Source organism: Streptomyces sp. NPDC041200, assembly GCF_055591805.1.
The window spans coordinates 49,401-72,455 of record NZ_JBVIZF010000009.1; the positions used below are offsets into that span (position 1 = coordinate 49,401).

Genomic DNA, 23,055 nt, shown 5'->3' on the forward strand with positions numbered 1-23,055 from the left:
TCACAGAAAGGCCGTACATTGATCCATCCCGTACCTCTCCCGGAGTGCCGGGGAGAGCGGCCGGGAAAGCGGGAGGTCCGGCCGTTGTCAGTGGCGAGTCGTACGGTGGGTCTCATGCGGCCCGTGACTCAGATCGAACGCAAGGTGGCGCCTTTCGAGGTCGTCAGCCCGTACACGCCCAGCGGCGACCAGCCCACGGCCATCGCCGACCTGGACCGCCGTGTCCGCGGCGGTGAGAAGGACGTCGTGCTGCTCGGCGCGACCGGCACCGGCAAGTCCGCGACCACCGCGTGGATGATCGAGAAGCTTCAGCGGCCCACGCTCGTCATGGCGCCGAACAAGACGCTGGCGGCCCAGCTCGCCAACGAGTTCCGCGAGCTGCTGCCGAACAACGCCGTCGAGTACTTCGTCTCGTACTACGACTACTACCAGCCCGAGGCGTACGTACCGCAGTCGGACACCTACATCGAGAAGGACTCCTCGATCAACGAGGAGGTCGAGCGGCTGCGCCACTCCGCGACGAATTCGCTGCTCACCCGGCGCGATGTGGTCGTGGTGGCATCCGTCTCCTGCATCTACGGCCTGGGCACCCCGCAGGAGTACGTGGACCGCATGGTGCCGCTCAAGGTCGGCGAGGAGTTCGACCGCGACCAGCTGCTGCGCCGCTTCGTGGACATCCAGTACACCCGCAACGACATGGCGTTCACCCGGGGCACCTTCCGGGTCCGCGGCGACACCATCGAGATCTTCCCGGTCTACGAGGAGCTGGCGGTCCGGATCGAGATGTTCGGCGACGAGATCGAGGCGCTGTCGACGCTCCATCCGCTCACCGGCGAGGTGATCAGCGACGACCAGGAGCTGTATGTGTTCCCGGCCAGCCACTATGTGGCCGGGCCCGAGCGCATGGAGAAGGCCATCGCCGGGATCGAGTCCGAGCTGGAGCAGACCCTCGCCCGGATGGAGAAGCAGGGCAAGCTGCTGGAGGCCCAGCGGCTGCGGATGCGCACCACGTACGACATCGAGATGATGCGGCAGATCGGCACCTGCTCCGGCATCGAGAACTACTCGCTGCACATCGACGGCCGGGAGGCCGGCTCCCCGCCGCACACCCTGCTCGACTACTTCCCGGATGACTTCCTCCTGGTCATCGACGAGTCGCATGTCACCGTGCCGCAGATCGGCGCGATGTACGAGGGCGACGCGTCCCGGAAGCGCACGCTGATCGAGCACGGCTTCCGGCTGCCCTCCGCGCTCGACAACCGCCCGCTGAAGTGGGAGGAGTTCCAGGAGCGGATCGGCCAGACCGTCTACCTCTCCGCGACCCCCGGGACGTATGAGATGTCCCGCGGTGACGGCTTCGTGGAGCAGATCATCCGGCCGACCGGCCTGGTCGACCCCGAGGTCGTGGTCAAGCCCACCGACGGCCAGATCGACGATCTGATCCATGAGATCCGCACCCGCACCGAGAAGGACGAGCGGGTCCTCGTCACCACCCTCACCAAGAAGATGGCCGAGGACCTGACGGACTACATGCTCGAACTGGGCATCCAGGTGCGCTATCTGCACAGCGACGTGGACACCCTGCGCCGGGTGGAGCTGCTGCGCGAGCTGCGCGCGGGCGAGTTCGACGTCCTGGTCGGCATCAACCTGCTGCGGGAGGGCCTCGACCTGCCCGAGGTCTCGCTGGTCGCCATCCTCGACGCGGACAAGGAGGGCTTCCTGCGCTCCGGCACCTCGCTGATCCAGACCATCGGGCGCGCCGCCCGTAACGTCTCGGGCCAGGTGCACATGTACGCCGACAAGGTCACCCCGGCGATGGAGAAGGCCATCGACGAGACCAACCGCCGCCGCGAGAAGCAGATCGCGTTCAACGAGAAGAACGGGATCGACCCGCAGCCCCTCCGCAAGAAGATCGGTGACATCGTGGCGACCCTCGCGCGCGAGGAGATCGACACCAAGGAGCTGCTGGAAACCGGCTACCGCAAGTCCGCGGACCATGGCAAGGGAGCGGGCAAGGGGCAGGCGAAGGCGCCGGTGCCCGCCCTTGCGTCCCACAAGGCGGGCGGCAAGGCCGGGAAGGGGGCGAAGGACGGCGAGCTGACCGACCGTCCGGCCGCCGAACTGGCCGAGCTGATCGCGGAGATGACCGACCGGATGCGGGCCGCGGCGGCGGAGCTGCAGTTCGAGGTCGCGGCCCGGCTGCGGGACGAGGTCGGGGAGCTGAAGAAGGAGCTGCGGCAGATGAGGGAGGCCGGGCTCTCCTGACCCCTGGGGCGGATGGGGTACCGCCGCGGTCCCGCTGTGTTGCAACACCGACACAAAAGCCCGCCTGCCTGGTCGGAGCCCTGGTCGCCGTGCATAGGGTTTTCGCGAGGGCCATGCGAGGCGGCGCGGCCGCGGCCGCGCCGTGCGCGGTGGCCACGGGGAAACCGAGAGACGAGAGTAGGGACAGCGCGTGACGGTCAACATGTCCAAGGGACAGGCCATCAGCCTGCAGAAGGCCGACGGGGGCACTCTGACCGCGGTGCGGATGGGACTGGGCTGGCAGGCGGCGCCCCGCCGGGGACTGTTCGGCTCCCGTACCCGTGAGATCGACCTCGACGCGTCGGCGGTGCTCTTCGCCGACAAGCAGCCGACCGACGTCGTGTTCTTCCGCCACCTGGTGAGTGACGACGGCTCGGTGCGCCACACCGGCGACAACCTGGTGGGCGGCGCGGGCCAGGGCGGTGACGACGAGGCGATCCTGGTCGATCTGCAGCGGGTGCCGGTGCACATCGACCAGATCATCTTCACGGTGAACTCCTTCACCGGCCAGACCTTCGCCGAGGTGCAGAACGCGTTCTGCCGACTGGTCGACGAGACCAACGGCGAGGAGCTGGCCCGCTACACGCTCACCGGCGGCGGTCAGTACACCGCGCAGATCATGGCCATCGTGCAGCGCGCGGGCAGCGCCTGGCAGATGAAGGCGGTGGGCGAGCCGGCCAACGGCCGGACGTTCCAGGACCTGATGCCGCACATCGTGCCGCACCTGTAAGCGGAGCGGTTTCTCCCGTCGGCCCGGTGGTGCGTCTGCCCACCGGGCCGACGCGCTCACGCGGCGCCGCACCACCGCGCCACCACGCACACAACGGAACACAACGAGGGGACGCACGATGACGGCCGAGCTGGTCCGGGGGCAGAACCACCCGCTGCCCGAGACCCGTTTGGAGATCCGGATCTCGGCGGGTAATCCGATCGTGGCCGGGGCGACACTCGGCGATGAGCAGGGCACGGTGCGGGGTGTGGAGTGGGTCGCGCACCCCGCCGCGCCCCAGCTGCCCGGCATCGAAGTGTCCAAACAGGCGGCGGCCGACCATCGGCTCGCCGTCGACCTCGACGCGCTGCCCGAGGGGGTCCACCGGGTGCATGTGCTGCTCGCCCTGGTGAACGGGGCCGGTGGCCCGGCCCGGTTCGGCGCCATGGCCGCGCCGTCCGTCGCCGTCACCGGCCTCGACGGCACCGGGGTGGCCGGTTACACCCTCACCGACCTGGACGCGGAGTCCGCGGTGGTCGCTCTGGAGCTGTACCGCAGGCAGGACGCCTGGAAGGTGCGCGCGGTGGGGCAGGGGTACGCGGGCGGGCTGGCCGAGATGCTGCGGGACCAGGGACTGCCCCAGGCCGTCGAGCTGGCCACCGAGATCAACGACGCGGTGGCACGTGGCATGGCCCGCTCGGTGGCCCAGCCCCCGCCGCGTGCCGCCGGGGGCGACGGCCGGGTGCGCACGGCCACGGCGGGCGCGGGGCCCGCGCCGGACGCCCAGACCCCGGCCCAGCCGCAGACCCCGGCACAGCCGCAGACCCCGGCCCAGCCGCAGACCCCGGCCCAGCCGCAGACCCAGCCCCAGGCCGGAGCCCAGCCCCAGCCCCAGAACGGCGCTCAGCCGTCGTCCTCGGCGGGGGACGCGGCCCCGGGCGGGCCGATCAACTACCAGCACCCCGGCCGCCGTACCGCCGCGCCGCCCACGCCGCCCCCGGCCGTGCCGCCCGCCCCGCCCGGACAGCCCGCCCAGCCCGTCGCGGGGGACGCCTCCGGCTGGACCATGGACGAGCGGCTCTACAACCAGGTCTGGGGCATGTTCGAGGACCTGGCCCGCACCACCGCCGCCTATCGCAGCGCCGTCGACTTCGCCGAATCCCGGATGGAGCAGGAGCTGGACAAGGTGCTCTCCGATCCGCGCACCCGGGTCGGCCCCGCGGCCGATGCCGCCCGCGCGCAGGCCCGCGCCAAGCAGGCCGGTCTGGTCGAGCAGGCCCGGTCCGCCCTCGACCGCGACCTGGCGCAGCTGGCCGCCGAGGCCGAGGTCGTGGAGCCCGCGCTGCCGCCCGCGTACGCCCGCTGGGACAGCCCGGTCTGGCAGGGCTATCAGGTGCCGATGGAGGTCCCGATGGCCCTGCGCCTGGGCGATCTGCACCTTCCGGAGCGCACGGAGCTGCGCATTCCGATGCTGGTGCGGCTGCCGCTGGAGCGCGGTCTGTGGATCGACGCGGGGCGCACCGGCTCGACCCGCGGCGCCCTGCTGGACTCCACTGAGCTGCGCGGGCTGGCCGCCGAGACGGCGGTGGCGCTCGCGGCGCGGCTGCTGGCGGTGTATCCGGTGGACGAGTTCTCGATGCACGTGATCGACCCGGCGGGCTCGGCCACGGCGTCGCTGGCCCCGCTGCTGTCGTCCGGCGCGCTGCGTGAGCCGCCGGTGGCCGGGGCGGCGGGGGTGTCCTCGGTGCTCGCCGGGCTGACCCGGCGCGTCGACCTGGTGCAGATGGCGGTCCGCAGCGGGGCCACGGACGCGCTGCCGCCCGATCTGGACCTCGCCCAGCAGCTGCTGATCGTCCACGACTTCCCGCACGGCTTCGACGACCGGGCCGTCACCCAGCTGCGCTATCTCGCCGACGAGGGGCCCTCGGTGGGGGTGCATCTGATGATGGTCGCGGACCGCGAGGACGCGCAGGCGTACGGACCGGTGCTGGACCCGCTGTGGCGCTCGCTGCTGCGGATCACTCCGGTCGCCGACGATCACCTCGCCGACCCCTGGGTCGGCCACGCCTGGACGTACGAACCGTCGCTGGCCCCGGCCGGGAGCCAGGTGCTGCAGCAGGTGCTGGGGCAGGTGGCGCGGGCCCGGCAGACGTACGGACGCTGACGTCCGTTGCCTCAAAGTCCCTTCTGAACAGGGCACTTGCCTTTTTCTTTACTCTTTCATGGGATTTCCTGTACTCTTCTTTACGCGGAGGGGAGTACTCCTTAGCGGTGTTCCCGTCACCACGGATCGCGCCCGTGCACCTTGAGTCGGGTCGGGCGCGGTCCCGGGGCACCGGTCCGTGGCGCGAGCCCGGGCGGAAGAGACCTCCGGCAGCGACGACGCTGAAATTGCCGTACGAATGCCGGAGGATCCGTGGACGTTTCCGTGGCCATGTGGGGGCTGACGATTGTCGGTCTCTGTGCCCTTATCGCCGTCGACTTCTTCATAGGCGGCCGCAAACCGCATGAGGTCTCCCTCAAGGAGGCCGGTATCTGGACCGCCGTCTGGATGGCCCTCGCCGGGCTCTTCGGGCTCGGCCTGCTGGTCTTCGCGGGCGGCCAGCCCTCCGGCGAGTTCTTCGCGGGCTTCATCACCGAGAAGTCGCTGAGCGTCGACAACCTCTTCGTCTTCGTCCTGATCATGGCGAAGTTCTCGGTGCCGACGATCTACCAGCAGCGGGTGCTGATGGTGGGTGTGCTGATCGCGCTCGTGCTGCGCGCGGTCTTCATCGCCGCCGGCGCCGCGATCATCGCGAACTTCGCCTGGGTCTTCTACATCTTCGGCGCCTTCCTCATCTGGACCGCCTGGAAGCTCATCCAGGAGGCGCGCTCCGACGAGGAGGAAGAGGAGTTCGAGGAGAACCGCCTGCTCAAGGCGGTCGAGAAGCGTTTCCCCTCCACCGACCAGTACCACGGCACCAAGCTGTTCATCATGGAGAACGGCAAGCGGCTGATGACGCCGATGCTGATCGTCATGCTGGCGATCGGCACCACGGACGTCCTCTTCGCACTGGACTCCATCCCCGCGATCTTCGGCCTGACCCAGGACCCGTACATCGTGTTCACCGCCAACGCCTTCGCGCTGATGGGTCTGCGCCAGCTGTACTTCCTGATCGGCGGGCTGCTCAAGAAGCTGGTCCACCTGTCGTACGGGCTGTCGGTCATCCTCGGCTTCATCGGCGTCAAGCTGGTGCTGCACGCGCTCCACGAGTCCGGGGTGCACGTCCCGCAGATCTCCATACCGGTCTCGCTGGGTGTGATCTGCGCGGTGCTCGTGGTCACGACGATCACCAGCCTCTACGCCTCGAAGAAGAAGGCCCTGGCGGAGGCGGGGACCGGGGAGGGCCGCAGCCGGGACAAGGACAGCGCCGACGTCTGACGCCCGTCCGCTCAGGCAGTAGCCTCCCCGGCCTCCAGGGGCCGCACGGCCGATCGTCCGCCCGCCGGACGGTCGGCCGTCGGGCGTGTCTCCGGCAGCAGGGCGAAGCAGCCCAGGCTCAGCAGGGCGATCGCGGTCAGATAGAGGGCGACGCCCCAGGGCGGGCCGTCGCCGCGGGAGAGCGCGGTCGCCACGATGGGGGTGAGCGCGCCGCCGAGCACCCCCGCGAGGTTGTAGCCGAGCCCCGCGCCGGTGCAGCGCACCCGCGGCTCGTACAGCTCGGGGAGATAGGCCGAGGTCACGGAGAACATGGTGATGAAGGCGAGCAGCGCGCCCAGGAAGCCCAGGAACATCAGTGGCGGCTCCCCGGTGCGCAACAGCGCGATCAGCGGGAACGTCCACACCACCGTGGCCGCGCAGCCCAGCAGGCACAGGGGCCGCCGTCCGTAGCGGTCGCCGAGATGGGCCGCCAGGGGCGTCACGGCGCCCTTGACCGCCACGGCCGCCATGATGCAGCCGAGCATGGTCGTGCGGTCCACTCCGAGCCGCTCGGTGCCGTAGGCGAGGGACCAGGTGGTCACCGCGTAGAAGACCGCGTACCCCACCGCGAGCCCGCCCGCGGTCAGCAGCACCAGCCGCCAGTGGCCGCGCACCACCTCGGCCAGCGGTGCGGCGGCCCGCTCACCGCGCTCGGCCAGCTCCTGGAACCTCGGGGTCTCGGTCACCTGGGTGCGCAGCAGCAGCCCGGCGGCCACCAGCAGCCCCGCGCCCCAGAACGGCACCCGCCAGCCCCATGAGCGGAACGCGGCGTCGGAGAGCGTGGCGGACAGGATCAGCATCGTGCCGTTGGCCAGCAGGAAGCCGATGGACGGTCCGACCTGCGGAAAGCCCGACCACAGGCCGCGCCGCGCGGCGGGCGCGTGTTCGGCGGTCAGCAGCACCGCGCCGCCCCATTCGCCGCCGAGCCCGAGCCCCTGCAGGAAGCGGAGCGTGAGCAGCAGGGCGGGGGCGGCGATGCCGATCGTGTCGTACGTCGGGACGAAGCCGACCGCGACCGTCGCGAGGCCGGTCAGCAGCAGTGAGGCGATGAGCACCGGCCGCCGGCCGTGGCGGTCGCCCAGCGGCCCGAGCAGCATCGCGCCCAGCGGCCGGGAGATGAATCCGGCGGCGAAGGTGCCGAAGGCCGCCAGGGTGCCCGCGAGCGGGGAGAAGGTGGGGAAGAAGAGCGGGCCGAGGACGAGGGCCGCGGCCGTGCCGTAGACGAAGAAGTCGTAGAACTCGATGGCGGTGCCGGCCAGTGACGCGGCGGCGAGGCGGGCCATGGAGGGGGCGGACGGGGCGCGGGCGTCGTGGCGCGGGACGTCGTGCATGCCGCGCCAACCGCCGCCGCGGCCCACCGGTTACGGGGCGCGCGGCGGCATGCGGCGCGGTGCGGGCGTGGAGGGGGCGCTACCAGCCGCGCTCGCGCCATTCGGCGAGGTGCGGGCGCTCGGCGCCGAGGGTGGTGTCGTCGCCGTGGCCGGGGTAGACCCACGTCTCGTCCGGGAGCCGGTCGAAGAGCTTGGTCTCGACGTCGTGGAGCAGGCTCTCGAACGCCTTGGGGTCCTTCCAGGTGTTGCCGACGCCGCCGGGGAAGAGGCAGTCGCCGGTGAACACGTGCGGGTGGCCGTGCGGGTCGTCGTAGACCAGGGCGATGCTGCCCGGGGTGTGGCCCACCAGATGGCGGGCGGTCAGCTTGACCCGGCCGACCCGCACCGTCCCGCCGTCCTCGACCAGCACATCGGTGGACACCGGGATGCCCTCGGCGTCGTACCGGCCGGCCAGGGTGCGGGCGCCGGTGGCGTCCACCACCTCGCGCAGCGCGTTCCAGTGGTCCTGGTGGCGGTGGGTGGTGACGACGGAGGCGATGCCGCTCTCGCCGATCAGTGAGAGCAGGGTCCGCGGCTCGGCGGCCGCGTCGATCAGCAACTGCTCGTCGGTGGCCCGGCAACGCAGCAGATACGCGTTGTTGTTCATGGGGCCGACCGCGACCTTCGAGATCATCAGATCGGGCAGTTCGTGCACGTCCGCCGGTCCGCCGACCGTCACCGCTCCGCTGTAGGTCATGGGCTCCAGCCTAGTCCCGGGCGGCCCGGCGGCGTGGCGTCGGGGGCGGGATGCCGGGCCGCTGCCCGGCCGGGGAATATCGGGGGCGTGATGCGCCTTTTATCCCGTAGCAACCGAAGGGCACCCGCTACACGATCGGGTGAACCAGGCACGCGGGCCCGGCAAATCGAATGTGCGTGCTATAGGCTCGGTGTGCTGCATCCTTAAGACATCGCCGTGGCGCCCCCATACCCTGGGTCGGGGGCTTCGCTCCGCTCCGTCCTGCCCGTCGGGAAGGGACCGGGAGCGGGCCCGGCGCACCCACCTCTCCTCAAGAAAGGTGCCGACCGGCGTGGCCGACCGTCTCATCGTCCGTGGCGCTCGCGAGCACAATCTCAAGAACGTCTCGCTCGACCTCCCTCGCGACTCCCTCATCGTCTTCACCGGACTGTCCGGGTCGGGCAAGTCGTCCCTCGCGTTCGACACGATCTTCGCCGAGGGGCAGCGCCGCTACGTCGAGTCGCTCTCCTCCTACGCCCGGCAGTTCCTGGGCCAGATGGACAAGCCCGATGTGGACTTCATCGAGGGCCTGTCCCCGGCGGTCTCGATCGACCAGAAGTCGACGTCGCGCAACCCGCGCTCGACCGTCGGCACCATCACCGAGGTCTACGACTACCTCCGGCTGCTGTTCGCCCGCATCGGCAAGCCGCACTGCCCGGAATGCTCCCGCCCGATCGCCCGCCAGTCGCCGCAGGCGATCGTGGACCGGGTGCTGGAGCTGCCCGAGGGCAGCCGCTTCCAGGTGCTCTCCCCGCTGGTGCGCGAGCGCAAGGGGGAGTTCGTCGACCTCTTCTCCGATCTGCAGACCAAGGGCTACAGCCGGGCCCGGGTCGACGGCGCGACGATCCAGCTGTCCGACCCGCCGACGCTGAAGAAGCAGGAGAAGCACACCATCGAGGTGGTCGTGGACCGCCTCACCGTCAAGGACAGCGCCAAGCGGCGGCTGACCGACTCGGTGGAGACCGCGCTCGGCCTCTCCGGCGGCATGATCATCCTGGACTTCGTAGATCTCGACGAGGACGACCCGCAGCGCGAGCGGATGTTCTCCGAGCACCTCTACTGCCCGTATGACGACCTGTCCTTCGAGGAGCTGGAGCCGCGCTCCTTCTCCTTCAACTCGCCGTTCGGCGCCTGCCCGGACTGCACCGGGATCGGCACCCGGATGGAGGTCGACCCGGAGCTGATCGTTCCGGACGAGGAGAAGTCGCTGGACGAGGGCGCGATCCACCCCTGGTCCCACGGCCACACCAAGGACTACTTCGGACGGCTGGTCGGCGCGCTCGCCGACGCGCTCGGCTTCCGTACGGACATCCCCTGGGCCGGGCTGCCGCAGCGGGCCAAGAAGGCCCTGCTGAACGGCCACCGCACCCAGATCGAGGTCCGCTACCGCAATCGTTACGGCCGTCAGCGCGCGTACACCACCGCGTTCGAGGGCGCGGTGCCGTTCGTCAAGCGGCGTCACACGGAGGCGGAGAGCGACGCCAGCCGGGAGCGGTTCGAGGGCTATATGCGCGAGGTGCCCTGCCCCACCTGTGACGGCACCCGCCTCAAGCCGATCGTCCTCGCGGTCACCGTGCAGGAGCGGTCCATCGCGGACGTCTCCGCGATGTCGATCAGTGAATGCGCCGAGTTCCTGCGGAACATGGAGCTGACCGCCCGCGAGAAGACCATCGCCGAGCGGGTCCTCAAGGAGGTCAACGAGCGGCTGCGGTTCCTGGTCGACGTCGGCCTGGACTATCTCTCGCTCAACCGGGCGGCGGGCACGCTCTCCGGCGGTGAGGCCCAGCGCATCCGGCTGGCCACCCAGATCGGCTCCGGTCTGGTGGGCGTGCTGTACGTGCTGGACGAGCCGTCGATCGGTCTGCACCAGCGCGACAACCACCGGCTGATCGAGACGCTGGTGCGGCTGCGCGACCTCGGCAACACCCTGATCGTCGTGGAGCACGACGAGGACACCATCAAGACCTCGGACTGGGTGGTGGACATCGGTCCGGGCGCGGGTGAGCACGGCGGCAAGGTGGTGCACAGCGGGCCGCTGAGCGAGCTGCTGGTCAACGAGGAGTCGGCGACCGGCCACTATCTGTCGGGCAAGAAGGCCATCCCGCTGCCGGGGGCCCGGCGGCCGATGGACCAGGCGCGGCAGCTGACGGTGCACGGCGCCCGGGAGAACAACCTCCAGGACATCGACGTGTCCTTCCCGCTCGGCGTGCTCACCGCCGTCACCGGAGTCTCCGGATCCGGGAAGTCCACGCTGGTCAACGACATCCTCTACACCCATCTGGCCCGCGAGCTGAACGGGGCGAAGACCGTCCCCGGGCGGCACACCCGGGTCGCCGGTGACGATCTGGTCGACAAGGTGGTCCATGTCGACCAGTCGCCCATCGGCCGTACCCCGCGGTCCAACCCGGCCACGTACACCGGGGTCTTCGACCATGTGCGCAAGCTGTTCGCCGAGACGATGGAGGCGAAGGTGCGCGGCTACATGCCCGGGCGCTTCTCCTTCAACGTCAAGGGCGGCCGCTGCGAGAACTGCTCCGGCGACGGCACCATCAAGATCGAGATGAACTTCCTGCCGGATGTGTATGTGCCGTGCGAGGTCTGCCACGGCGCGCGCTACAACCGGGAGACGCTGGAGGTGCACTACAAGGGCAAGTCCATCGCCGAGGTGCTGGACATGCCCATCGAGGAAGCGCTGGACTTCTTCGAGGCGGTGCCGACGATCGCCCGCCATCTGCGCACCCTCAACGAGGTCGGGCTGGGCTACGTCCGGCTCGGCCAGCCCGCGCCGACCCTCTCCGGCGGTGAGGCGCAGCGGGTCAAGCTGGCGAGCGAGCTGCAGAAGCGGTCCACCGGGCGGACGGTCTATGTGCTGGACGAGCCGACCACCGGTCTGCACTTCGAGGACATCAACAAGCTGATCAATGTGCTGTCCGGTCTGGTCGACAAGGGCAACACGGTGATCGTCATCGAACACAACCTCGATGTGATCAAGACGGCGGACTGGGTCGTCGACATGGGCCCGGAGGGCGGCAGTGGCGGCGGTCTGGTCATCGCCGAGGGCACCCCGGAAGAGGTGGCATCGGTCCCGGCCAGCCACACCGGGAAGTTCCTGCGAGACGTGCTGGGCGACCGGGTGAGCGACGCGACGGTGCCCGCGGCCCGTACGGGCGGCACGATCAAGAAGGCGCCCGCCAAGAAGGCCCCCGCCAAGGCGGCGGCCAAAAAGACAGCGGCGAACAAGACCGGGGCGAAGAAGGCCGTCACGAAGAAGGCCGTCACGAAGAAGGCAGCCAAGTCCACGGCTGCCTCGAAGCGGACAGCCGCCCAGTAGGTCCGGTAGGCGCCGCACCCGGTCGGGCGCGGCGCACCGTCGGCTTCACGGCTTACGCGCGCTTACGCCAGCTCGGCGGCGTACGGCGGCTCGGCGCCCGCCCGGGAGCAGGTGAGCGCGGCGGCCCGGGCGGCGAACCCCAGGACGTCCCGCCAGGCCGCCTCGTCGAGCTTGGCCACCGCGGGCGCCGACAGCGCGCGGTGTGCCGCCAGCCGGTGCAGCAGCGCGGCGTTCACGGTGTCGCCCGCGCCGATGGTGTCCACGACCTCCACCCGCTCCCCGGGCACGGCCCAGCGGGATCCGTCCTGGCACAGCACGCTCAGCCCGTCCCCGCCGTGGGTGCAGACCACGGCCGCGGGTCCGGCCGCCGCCCACTCCCGTATCGCCGCCTCGACCGCCGCGTCGGAGTCCGCAGGGGCGTCCCCGGCACCGGCCAGCCAGCGCGCGTCCTCGACCGACAGCTTGAGCAGCCCGACGTACGGCAGCCAGCCGCGGAAGCGGGCCCGGTAGGCGTCCGGGTCGGGGATGAGCCCGGTGCGGATGTTGGGGTCGAGCGCGGTGAAGACGCCGCGCCCGGCCTCGCGCCGCAGCAGCGCCTCGTACGCGCTCGCGCCCGGCTCCAGCACCAGCGAACAGGTCCCCAGCGACAGCGCGGTGGTCCCCTCGGGCAGGGCCGGGGGCAGCGCGAAAAGGCGGTCCGCGGTGCCCTGCACATAGAAGCCGTAGCCCGCGGATCCGTCGGCGCCGATCGACGCGACGGCGAGGGTGGTGGGCTCCGGGCCGCGCTGCACCAGCGCGGTGTCCACCCCGTCCTGCCGCAGCCGGGACAGCAGCGCCTCGCCGAAGCCGTCCGTGGAGACCCGTGAGCAGAAGGCGGTCGGCACGCCGAGCCGCCCCAGCGCCATCGCGGTGTTGTAGGGGCCGCCGCCGCGTGCCGGACGCAGCGCGGGCAGTTCGTCGCCCGTCGCGGCGGGGGCCGCGCGATCGGGCACGAGATCGATCAGGGCTTCTCCGGCGACGACGATCACGAGACGGGGTCCTTTCCTGGGAGCGGCGGGCGATCGGGGGACGGGGGAGCGGGTTCGGGTGCGGGTTCGGGTGCGCAGCCGCAGGACGTGCGGTGGACGAACGCACACGGCAGGCGCACGGTACGCGGCGGTCGCTCCGGACGCTCCAGCCGGTCCAGCAGCAGCCGGACCGCGGTGCCGCCGATCTCCCGGCTGGGCTGGGAGATCGCGGTGAGCCCGGGGGAGAAGACATCGGCCCAGGAGAAGTCGTCGAAGCAGACGAGCGCCAGATCGCCCGGTACGGCGCGGCCCGCCGCCCGCAGGGCGCGCAGCGCGCCGATCGTCATCGCGTTGTTGGCGGTGACGATCGCGGTGGGCGGTTCGGCCAAGGCCAGCAGCCGGTGGGTGGCGTCCTCCGCACCGCTCGCCTCGGAGTGGCCGTCCGCCAGCAGCCCGGGGTCGAACGGCAGCCCGCTGTCGTGCAGTCCGGTGCGGTAGCCATCAATCCGCTCGGCGGTGGTGCTCAGCCCCGGCAGGCCCGCGACCAGGCCGATGCGGGTGTGGCCCAGCTCGGCGAGGTGGCGCACCAGCTGTTCGAGCGGGAACGCGTTCTCGGCGCCCACCTGGTCGTACGGATGGTCGGGACCGTCGTCGACCAGCCGGTCGAGGAAGACGCACGGGACCTCGTGCCGGGTCAGATAGCCGATCAGCTCGGTGGGCTCGGCGGACGGCGCGACGATCACTCCGTCCACCCGCCGCTCATGGAGCAGCTGGACGACCTTCCGCTCATGGTCCGGGTCGTCGTGCGGATCGGCGATCAGCAGGCTGTAGCCGTGTTCGAGGACGCTGGCCTCCACGCCCTGCAGGATCTCGGTGAAGTACGGATTGCTGATCGCCGAGACGGCCAGCCCGATCGACCGGGTGCGGGCGGTGACGAGGGAGCGGGCGAGGGTGTTCGGGGTGTAGCCGAGGTCGTCGATGGCGTCCAGGACGGCCTGGCGGGTGTCCGGGCGCACCCGGCGGGTCTCGTTGACCACATGCGAGACGGTGGCCACCGAGACGCCCGCGCGCCGGGCCACGTCAACCATGGTCGCCATGCGCCCGCCCCCTCTCCTCGGTACCTCGGTGTGCTGCGGGAACGTGGGGGAACGTATCGCATCGGCGATCGCGCGTAAACGCTTGCGCAAACGTTTACGTGTCGCCCGGCTCCAGCCCGGATCCTGTCCCGGGCCGCCGGTGAGTGGCCCGATCCGTACCGGTATCGTCATATGTCAGCCCCATCCCGTACCGCCCTGCCCCGTGGAGCCCCCATGACCAGCCAGCCCGCCTCCCGACGAACCGTGCTGTGCGGAGCGGCGCTGGCCGGAGCCGCCGGGCTCGGGGCGGCCGCTTGCTCACCTGAGGGTTCGGGCAAGAAGGCGTCCCCGACCCCCACCGCCCCCGTCGATCTCGGCCCGGCCGACGCCGTACCGGCCGATGGCGCGAAGATCTACCGCGAGGACCGGGTGGTCGTCTCCCGGACCGCCGAGGGCCGGTACACGGCCTTCAGCGCGGTCTGCACCCACCGGGGCTGCGTCGTGGACGCCGTCGAGGACGGAAAGATCAGCTGCCCCTGTCACGGCAGCGTCTTCGACGCCCGCACCGGCAAGGTCCTCGAAGGACCCGCTGTCGCCCCGCTGCCGTCCGTGCCGGTCAGGAAGAAGGGCGGAAAGCTCGTCGCGGGGCCGGAGGCCTGATCCGCCTGCACTGTCACCGCCCGCCAGTAGGGTGGTGACCATGGCCGACCCGAGCAGCTACCGCCCCAAGCCGGGACAGATCCCCGAGTCGCCGGGGGTCTACAAGTTCCGTGATGAGCACGGCCGGGTGATCTATGTCGGAAAGGCGAAGAGCCTGCGCCCGCGGCTCTCCTCGTACTTCCAGGACCTGGCGAACCTTCACCCGCGCACCCGGACGATGGTCACCACGGCCGCCTCGGTCGAGTGGACCATGGTCTCGACCGAGGTCGAGGCGCTGCAGCTCGAATATTCGTGGATCAAGGAGTTCGATCCCCGGTTCAACGTCAAGTACCGCGACGACAAGAGCTATCCGTCGCTCGCCGTGACCCTCAACGAGGAGTTCCCGCGGGTCCAGGTCATGCGCGGTCCCAAGAAGAAGGGCGTGCGCTACTTCGGTCCGTACGGGCACGCCTGGGCGATCCGCGAGACCGTCGACCTGATGCTGCGGGTGTTCCCTGTGCGCACCTGCTCCGCCGGGGTGTTCAAGCGCTCCGCCCAGATCGGCCGCCCCTGTCTGCTCGGCTACATCGGCAAGTGCTCGGCCCCCTGCGTCGGCCGGGTCAGCGCCGAGGAGCACCGTGGACTCGCCGAGGAGTTCTGCGACTTCATGGCGGGCCGCACCGGCACCTACATCCGCCGGCTCGAACAGCAGATGCAAGAGGCCGCCGAGGAGATGGAGTACGAGAAGGCCGCCCGGCTGCGTGACGACATAGGGGCGCTCAAGCGCGCCATGGAGAAGAACGCGGTCGTCCTCGCCGACGCGACCGACGCCGACCTGATAGCGGTCGCCGAGGACGAGCTGGAGGCCGCCGTCCAGATCTTCCACGTCCGCGGCGGCCGGGTGCGCGGCCAGCGCGGCTGGGTCACCGACAAGGTCGAGGCCGTCGACACCGCCGACCTGGTCGAGCACGCCCTCCAGCAGCTGTATGGGGAGGAGCGGGGCGACGCGGTGCCCAAGGAGGTCCTGGTGCCCGCCGTCCCGGACCCGGCCGAGCCGGTCATCGAGTGGCTCAGCGAGCGCCGCGGCTCCCGGGTCGATCTGCGCATCCCGCAGCGCGGCGACAAGAAGGACCTGATGGCGACCGTGCAGCGGAACGCCCAGCAGTCGCTGGCGCTCCACAAGACCAAGCGCGCCTCCGACCTCACCACCCGGTCCCGGGCCCTGGAGGAGATCGCCGAGGCGCTCGGGCTGGACTCGGCGCCGCTGCGCATCGAGTGCTTCGACATCTCCCATCTCCAGGGCGATGACGTGGTGGCGTCCATGGTGGTCTTTGAAGACGGGCTGGCGCGGAAGGGCGAGTACCGCCGCTTCCAGATCAAAAGCTTCGCCGGTCAGGACGATGTCCGCTCCATGCACGAGGTCGTCGGCCGCCGCTTCCGCCGCTATCTGCAGGAGAAGCAGAAGTCGGGGGAGTGGGAGGAGAGCGCCGAGCCCGCGAGCGAGATCCCCGGTGAGGAGACCGGCGAGCCCGCCGGGCCCGCCCAGGAGACCCCAGCGGAGGAGGCCCCCGCCGAGGAGATCTCCGGCCCCCTCGACGACGACGGCAGGCCCAAGCGGTTCGCGTATCCGCCCCAGCTCGTCGTGGTCGACGGCGGGCAGCCGCAGGTCGCCGCCGCCAAGCGGGCGCTGGACGAGCTGGGCGTCGACGACGTGGCCGTCTGCGGCCTCGCCAAGCGGCTCGAAGAGGTCTGGCTGCCCGATGAGGACGACCCGGTGGTGCTGCCCCGCAGCAGCGAGGGGCTGTATCTGCTCCAGCGGGTCCGCGACGAGGCGCACCGGTTCGCCATCACCTACCAGCGCAGCAAGCGCGCCAAGGCGCTGAAGTCCGGGCCGCTGGACGCCGTCCCCGGCCTCGGCGACAGCCGTAAGCAGGCGCTGCTCAAGCACTTCGGCTCCGTCAAGCGGCTGCGCGCCGCCACGGTCGAGCAGATCTGCGAGGTGCCGGGCGTCGGCCGGAAGACGGCCGAGACGGTGGCGGCGGCGCTCACCGGAGCGGCTCCGGCCGCCCCCGCCGTGAACACCGCCACAGGAGAGATCATTGAGGACGAGGCCGCATCGTCGGCGCCGTCCGCGAGCCGGGGGACGAGATCATGACCGAGCACGAGAACCACGGAGACGGAGCGCAGGTGAATACGGGCACGACGGGAGAGTCCGCCGAGGCGGCCGCAGCCATTCCCGAGCTGGTGATCATCTCTGGCATGTCCGGCGCGGGCCGCAGCACCGCGGCCAAGTGTCTGGAGGACCTGGGCTGGTTCGTGGTGGACAATCTGCCGCCCGCGCTGATCCCCACCATGGTGGACCTGGGCGCCCGCTCCCAGGGCAATGTGGCCCGGATCGCCGTGGTGGTGGACGTCCGGGGCCGCCGTTTCTTCGACAACCTCCGCGAATCCCTCGCGGACCTGGCCGCCAAGAACGTCAAGCGGCGCGTGCTGTTCCTGGAGGCGTCCGACGAGGCGCTGGTGCGCCGTTTCGAGTCCGTGCGCCGTCCGCACCCGCTGCAGGGCGACGGGCGGATCGTGGACGGCATCGCGGCCGAGCGCGACCTGCTGCGCGAGCTGCGCGGTGACGCCGATCTGGTGATCGACACCTCCAGCCTCAACGTGCACGAGCTGCGCGCCAAGATGGACGCCCAGTTCGCCGGTGAGGAAGAGCCGGAGCTGCGCGCCACCGTCATGTCCTTCGGCTACAAGTACGGCCTGCCGGTCGACGCCGATCTGGTGGTGGACTGCCGCTTCCTGCCCAATCCGCACTGGGTCCCCGAGCTGCGCCCCTTCACCGGGCTCAACGAGGAGGTGTCCGGCTACGTCTTCAACCAGCCCGGCGCCAAGGAGTTCCTGGACCGGTACGCCGAGCTGCTCCAGCTGATCGCCGCGGGCTACCGCCGCGAGGGCAAGCGCTATGTGACGATCGCGGTCGGCTGCACCGGCGGCAAGCACCGCAGCGTCGCGATGTCCGAGCGGCTGGCCGCCCGGCTCGGCGCCGAAGGGGTCGAGACCGTCATCGTCCACCGTGACATGGGGCGCGAGTGACGATGCGTAACGGGCGGCTGCGGCGGCTCGTCGGGGCCCGTACGGGCCGCAGCGCCCAGCCCAAGGTGGTCGCGCTCGGTGGCGGTATGGGCCTGTCGGCGTCGCTCGCCGCGCTGCGCCGCATCACCGGTGATCTGACCGCCGTGGTCACGGTGGCCGACGACGGCGGCTCCAGCGGACGGCTCCGCGACGAGCTGGGGGTGCTGCCGCCCGGCGACCTGCGCAAGGCGCTGGCGGCCCTGTGCGGGGACGACGACTGGGGCCAGACGTGGGCCCGGGTCATCCAGCACCGCTTCATCAGCGAGGGCGAGCTGCACGGCCACGCGGTCGGCAACGTGCTGATCGTCGCCCTGTGGGAGCAGCTGGGCGACCATGTGGCCGCGCTCGACCTGGTCGGCAAGCTCCTGGGCGCGCACGGCCGGGTGCTGCCGATGTCGGCGGTGCCGCTGGAGCTGCAGGCGTACGTCAAGGGCCATGACCCGGCGCGCCCGGACGAGGTGTCGACGGTCGCCGGGCAGGCCACGGTCGCCCTCACCCCGGGCGAGGTGCAGTCGGTCCACCTGGTGCCCAACGACCCGCCGGCCGTCCCCGAGGCGGTCGAGGCGGTGATGGACGCGGACTGGGTGGTGCTGGGTCCCGGCTCCTGGTTTTCCTCCGTCATCCCGCATCTCCTGGTGCCGGATTTGCTGCGCGCCCTCACCGACACCAAGGCCCGCCGGGTGCTTTCGCTGAATCTCGCGCCGCAGCCCGGTGAAACCGATGGCTTCTCCCCGCAGCGTCATTTGGAGGTTTTGGCCCGACACGCCCCTAAACTCGCCTTCGACGTGGTGCTGGCCGACGAGGCCGCCGTCCCCGACCAGAGCAGTCTGTGCGATGCCGCGAAGCGACTGGGCGGCACGGTCGAGCTGGCGCCGGTGGCCGCGACCGACGGTTCCCCTAAGCACGACCCGGAGCTACTGGCGGCCGCGTACGACCGTATTTTTCGGATGCATGGAAGGATCGGCCCATGGCGATGACGGCAGCGGTGAAGGACGAAATCTCCCGGCTCCCCGTCACCCGCACCTGCTGCCGGAAAGCGGAGGTCTCGGCGATCCTGCGGTTCGCGGGCGGCCTGCACTTGGTGAGCGGGCGCATCGTGATCGAGGCGGAGCTGGATACGGGCATTGCGGCCCGCAGAGTCCGCAAGGACATCCTGGAGATCTTCGGGCACTCCTCCGATCTGGTGGTGATGGCCCCCGGAGGGCTGCGCCGCGGCAGTCGGTACGTGGTGCGGGTGGTGGCGGGCGGTGATCAGCTGGCCCGCCAGACCGGACTGGTCGACGGCCGCGGCCGGCCGATCCGCGGCCTGCCACCGCAGGTCGTCTCCGGCGCCACCTGTGACGCGGAGGCCGCCTGGCGCGGGGCCTTCCTCGCCCACGGCTCGCTCACCGAGCCCGGCCGCTCGTCCTCCCTGGAGGTGACCTGCCCCGGCCCGGAGGCCGCGCTGGCGCTGGTCGGCGCCGCCCGCAGACTGCAGATCGCGGCGAAAGCGCGCGAGGTGCGCGGAGTGGACCGGGTGGTCGTCCGGGACGGTGACGCCATCGGCGCGCTGTTGACGCGGCTGGGGGCGCACGAGTCGGTGCTCGCCTGGGAGGAGCGGCGGATGCGCCGCGAGGTGCGGGCCACCGCCAACCGGCTGGCCAACTTCGACGACGCCAACCTGCGCCGCTCGGCCCGGGCCGCCGTCGCCGCGGGCGCCCGGGTGCAGCGCGCGCTGGAGATCCTCGCCGATGAGGTGCCCGAGCACCTCGCCGCGGCCGGGCGGCTGCGCATGGAGCACAAGCAGGCCTCGCTGGAGGAGCTGGGCGCGCTCGCCGACCCGCCGCTGACCAAGGACGCCGTCGCGGGCCGTATCCGCAGGCTGCTCGCCATGGCCGACAAGCGGGCCCAGGACCTGGGCATCCCGGGGACGGAGTCGACCCTGACCGACGAGATGGCCGAGGGCATGGTCGGCTGACCGGCCGCCGCCTCGCGCGCCCCCGGCTCCCCGCGCGGTGCCGGGGGCGCGGTGCGTCCGGGTATCACTCCAGCGGATCCGGGTGGTCACACCATCAGATCATCGTCAGCGAGCCGCTGTTGACATGGTCATGGGCCGATACGAGGCTTATGCGTCTGCGCACCCACACGTCGGAACGACAGTCAGGGGGGCTCATGAAGTCACGCGAAGCCGGACGGAGACGTACGGCGCGCCACAGACGCACGGCGAGATCGATCGGCTCGATCGCGGCACTCGCTTCCTTACTCCTCACCGGACTGGCCGCCACGCCCGCGGCCCACGCGCGACCGGCGGCCGACGCCGCGGGCGAGTCGCTGTCCGTATGGACCGCCCAGGTCACCCGGGCCCAGATCCCGCTGCTGCGGCGGGCGGGCGTGGACGGGACGGAACTCGGTACCCAGGTGCCCGAGAAGGGCGCCGGACCGGTCGAGCTGTATCTGACCGGCACCCAGGCCGCCGCCCTGCGCGGCCAGGGGGTAGCGCTCACCGAGAGGAAGCTCTCCCAGCGGACCCTGAGCCGCGTCGAGGCCGCGGGCGACGGCGTCTTCCGCCCGTACAGCGGCGACGGCGGCCTCCGGCAGGAGATCACCGAGACCGGCCGGACGCATCCCGGGCTCACCAAGGTGGTCAGCATCGGCAAGACCACCCAGGGCAAGGACATCCTCGCGCTCAAGCTCACCAAGGGCGCCGCGAAGAGCCGCGACGGCAGCAAGCCGTCGGTGCTGTACATGTCCAACCAGCACGCCCGTGAGTGGATCACCCCGGAGATGACCCGGCGGCTGATGCACTACTACCTGGACAACTACGGCAAGGACGACCGCGTCACCAGGATCGTCGACCGCACCGAGCTGTGGTTCGTGCTCTCCGCCAACCCGGACGGATACGACTACACGCATCAGAGCCCGGCCAACCGCCAATGGCGCAAGACCCTGCGGGACAACAACGGTGACGGCAAGATCGCCCCGGGCGACGGCGTCGACCCCAACCGCAACTTCCCCTACAAGTGGGGCTACGACAACGAGGGGTCGTCCGCCGACCCGGCCGACGAGACCTACCGCGGCCCAGGACCCGGCTCCGAGCCCGAGACCAAGGCGCTGGACCGCTTCCAGAAGCGCATCGGCTTCGAACTCGGCATCAACTACCACTCGGCCGCCGAACTGCTGCTCTACGGCGTCGGCTGGCAGGTCGCCACCCCGACCCCCGACGACGTGCTCTACAAGGCGCTCGCGGGCACTCCCGAGCACTCCGCGATCCCCGGCTACCACCCGCAGGTGTCCTCGGAGCTGTACACCACCAACGGAGAGGCCGACGGCCACGCGGCCAACGTCAACGGGATGATGTTGTTCACCCCGGAGATGTCGACCTGTCAGACCGCCTCCAACATCGACCCCGACGACCCCTGGCAGCCGCGCGACTGCGCGTCCGTCTTCACCTTCCCGGACGACGAGAAGCTGATCCAGCAGGAGTTCGCCAAGAACATCCCGTTCGCGCTCTCCGTCGCCGAGACCGCCCAGCACCCCGACCGGCCGTCGTCCTCGGTCGGCATGACCGCGCCCGACTTCACCCCGGACGCGTTCACCACCTCCTACGCCCGCGGCGCCGCCCAGGACGTCGCCGTCACCGCGCGCAAGAGCGTCCGCGGCAAGAAGCTGGCCTACCGGGTGAACGGCGGACGCGTCCACACCGCGTCCCTGCGGCCCTGGAAGGGCGGCGAGACCTACGGCGGCGAGGACAACATCCGCTTCGACCAGTACCGGGCCGCGGTCCGGGGCGCCGGCCCCGGCGACACCGTGCGGGTTTGGTTCACCGGCCGTACGAAGGGCGGCGAGCGGACCGCGAGCGAGCCGTTCACCTACACCGTCGCCGAGCGGCCCCGCGCCGACACCCTGGTGATCGCCGAGGAGGGCGGCGGCTCCCCGGCCCGGCACACCGCCGCGTACACCGGCGCGCTGGCCGCGAACGGCCGCAAGGCGGCCGTCTGGGACGTCGCGACCCGGGGAGCGCCGTCCGCGCTCGGAGTGCTCGCCCACTTCAGGACGGTGCTCTGGTACACCGGCGCCGAGAAGCCCGGCGGCGCCACCCTGCTCGCGGTGCGCGACTACCTCAACGAGGGCGGCAAGCTGATCACCACTGGCGAGCAGGCGGGCGGCAGCTCCGTGGTGGGCCCGGCCGACACCGATGACTTCAGCCAGTACTACCTGGGCGCCGACGGCCGCCTCACGGTGAAGTCGCCGACCGCGTACGAGGGCGCCGGGGCGCTCGACGGCGCCTCCGCGGCGCTCGGCGACGCGCCCGGCAACCCCCTGGACGCCGCGGGCGCGTACACCGTCACCTCCGATGTGCTGCCGCCGAAGGACTTCCCGCAGTTCCGCAGCGCGGGCGCGGGCGCGTACACCGGCGCGCGCACCCCGTACCAGCCCTATGAGGGCGAGTGGATGGCCGCCGCCGTCCACCGGAACAGCGCCTGGATGCGACTGTCCCGCACCGTCGACCTCACCGGGGTGAGTGCTGAGGACAAGCCCAGCCTGACCTTCCGGCTCAGCTACGACACCGAACCCGGCTACGACCATGTGATCGCCGAGGCGCACACCGCGGGCAAGGACGACTGGACCACGCTGCCGGACGCGGGCGGCGCCAGCTCGGACCGGGTCCCGGCCGAGTGCGAGGCGGGCTTCCTGCTGACCACCCACCCGTTCCTCAAGCACTATCTGACCGCCGCTGACGACGGCTGCCGCGCCCAGGGCGGCACGGGCGCCTGGAACAGCTTCACGGGCTCCTCCGGCGGCTGGACGCCGGTCTCCCTGGACCTGAGCCGCTACGCGGGCGAGAAGGTCGAACTGGCCCTCTCCTACGTCACCGATTCGAGTGCGGCCGGGCGCGGCGCCTTCGTCGACAGCACCGCGCTCATCACCGGCGGCGGCACCCGGGACAGCGAGGGATTCGAGACGGCGCTCGGGCCCTGGTCGGTGCCGGGGGCGCCGGAGGGCAGCCCCGCCAACACGGCGGACTGGACGCGCTCGAAGGAGCTGTTCCGCACCTCGGCCGCGGTCACCACGCGGGACACCGTGCTGCTCGGCTTCGGCCTGGAGCACGTCCGGGACGACGCTCAGCGGGCGCAGCTCGTGCGGAGTGCGCTCCGTGCGCTGCGCCGTTGACAGAGCGTGACAGAACGTGACTGAATCGGCGGCCCATGCCCCTTTCCGGTGGTTGTGGGCCGCCGACCGCCAATGTCACGCACGTTCCGTGATAGCGGTAGGGTCGGAGGCGGTCGGGGACATCCCATACAGCTCGCCGGCGT

Annotated in this window: 15 protein-coding genes; 11 read left to right on the top strand and 4 right to left on the bottom strand. The window is 71.2% G+C overall.

Annotated elements, in window-relative coordinates:
- Nucleotides 1-114 precede the first annotated feature (114 nt).
- From uvrB to ACZ6CL_RS21285, 4 genes are all read left to right on the top strand, one after another.
- Nucleotides 115-2,265 carry an excinuclease ABC subunit UvrB gene (gene uvrB, locus ACZ6CL_RS21270; RefSeq protein WP_468937697.1) on the top strand — a complete coding sequence of 717 codons (2,151 nt, stop codon included), beginning with the start codon at nt 115-117 and terminating at the stop codon, nt 2,263-2,265.
- Between the two features lie 190 nt (nt 2,266-2,455).
- Entirely contained in the window at nt 2,456-3,034 is a 579-nt protein-coding gene (locus tag ACZ6CL_RS21275; protein WP_468937698.1) for a TerD family protein, read from the top strand.
- 118 nt (nt 3,035-3,152) lie between these two features.
- A complete protein-coding gene (locus ACZ6CL_RS21280) occupies nt 3,153-5,177 on the top strand; it encodes a TerD family protein (RefSeq protein ID WP_468937699.1) in 2,025 nt (674 codons plus the stop codon).
- Between the two features lie 252 nt (nt 5,178-5,429).
- Nucleotides 5,430-6,434, top strand: a complete 1,005-nt coding sequence (locus ACZ6CL_RS21285; protein WP_468937700.1) for a TerC family protein — start codon at nt 5,430-5,432, stop codon at nt 6,432-6,434.
- 11 nt (nt 6,435-6,445) lie between these two features.
- On the opposite strand, the gene ACZ6CL_RS21290 is transcribed toward ACZ6CL_RS21285, so the two are convergent.
- The gene (locus ACZ6CL_RS21290; protein WP_468937935.1) at nt 6,446-7,756 is read right to left on the bottom strand and encodes an MFS transporter; all 1,311 of its coding nucleotides are present in this window, start codon (nt 7,754-7,756) and stop codon (nt 6,446-6,448) included.
- Between the two features lie 127 nt (nt 7,757-7,883).
- The gene (locus ACZ6CL_RS21295) at nt 7,884-8,540 is read right to left on the bottom strand and encodes an MBL fold metallo-hydrolase (protein WP_468937701.1); all 657 of its coding nucleotides are present in this window, start codon (nt 8,538-8,540) and stop codon (nt 7,884-7,886) included.
- Nucleotides 8,541-8,871: 331 nt separating this feature from the next.
- Here ACZ6CL_RS21295 and uvrA point away from each other — a divergent pair, with 331 nt between their 5' ends.
- The gene (gene uvrA / locus ACZ6CL_RS21300) at nt 8,872-11,910 is read left to right on the top strand and encodes an excinuclease ABC subunit UvrA (protein WP_468937702.1); all 3,039 of its coding nucleotides are present in this window, start codon (nt 8,872-8,874) and stop codon (nt 11,908-11,910) included.
- Nucleotides 11,911-11,972: 62 nt separating this feature from the next.
- Here uvrA and ACZ6CL_RS21305 read toward each other — a convergent pair whose 3' ends face one another.
- Nucleotides 11,973-12,938, bottom strand: a complete 966-nt coding sequence (locus ACZ6CL_RS21305) for a carbohydrate kinase family protein (RefSeq protein ID WP_468937703.1) — start codon at nt 12,936-12,938, stop codon at nt 11,973-11,975.
- On the bottom strand, nt 12,935-14,014 hold the full coding sequence (locus tag ACZ6CL_RS21310) for a LacI family DNA-binding transcriptional regulator (protein WP_468937704.1): 1,080 nt from the start codon (nt 14,012-14,014) through the stop codon (nt 12,935-12,937). The genes ACZ6CL_RS21305 and ACZ6CL_RS21310 overlap by 4 nt, the downstream gene beginning before the upstream one ends.
- A 213-nt stretch (nt 14,015-14,227) precedes the next feature.
- Between ACZ6CL_RS21310 and ACZ6CL_RS21315 the strand changes: the two genes are divergently transcribed.
- The 6 genes from ACZ6CL_RS21315 (at nt 14,228) to ACZ6CL_RS21340 (ending at nt 22,912) form a co-directional block, all read left to right on the top strand.
- Nucleotides 14,228-14,653, top strand: coding sequence for a Rieske (2Fe-2S) protein (locus ACZ6CL_RS21315; protein ID WP_468937705.1), 426 nt, complete (start codon nt 14,228-14,230; stop codon nt 14,651-14,653).
- A 40-nt stretch (nt 14,654-14,693) separates the two neighbouring features.
- Complete coding sequence (gene uvrC / locus ACZ6CL_RS21320) at nt 14,694-16,787, top strand: excinuclease ABC subunit UvrC (RefSeq protein ID WP_468937706.1); 2,094 nt, start codon at nt 14,694-14,696, stop codon at nt 16,785-16,787.
- Nucleotides 16,784-17,722 carry an RNase adapter RapZ gene (gene rapZ, locus ACZ6CL_RS21325; protein WP_468937707.1) on the top strand — a complete coding sequence of 313 codons (939 nt, stop codon included), beginning with the start codon at nt 16,784-16,786 and terminating at the stop codon, nt 17,720-17,722. Before uvrC ends, rapZ begins: the two co-directional genes overlap by 4 nt.
- A 2-nt stretch (nt 17,723-17,724) precedes the next feature.
- Complete coding sequence (locus ACZ6CL_RS21330; protein WP_468937936.1) at nt 17,725-18,738, top strand: gluconeogenesis factor YvcK family protein; 1,014 nt, start codon at nt 17,725-17,727, stop codon at nt 18,736-18,738.
- Nucleotides 18,729-19,718 (top strand): DNA-binding protein WhiA, encoded by a 990-nt coding sequence (gene whiA, locus ACZ6CL_RS21335; RefSeq protein ID WP_009718797.1) that lies wholly within the window; start codon nt 18,729-18,731, stop codon nt 19,716-19,718. The genes ACZ6CL_RS21330 and whiA overlap by 10 nt, the downstream gene beginning before the upstream one ends.
- Before the next feature lie 194 nt (nt 19,719-19,912).
- Complete coding sequence (locus ACZ6CL_RS21340; RefSeq protein WP_468937708.1) at nt 19,913-22,912, top strand: M14 family metallopeptidase; 3,000 nt, start codon at nt 19,913-19,915, stop codon at nt 22,910-22,912.
- Nucleotides 22,913-23,055 lie beyond the last annotated feature (143 nt).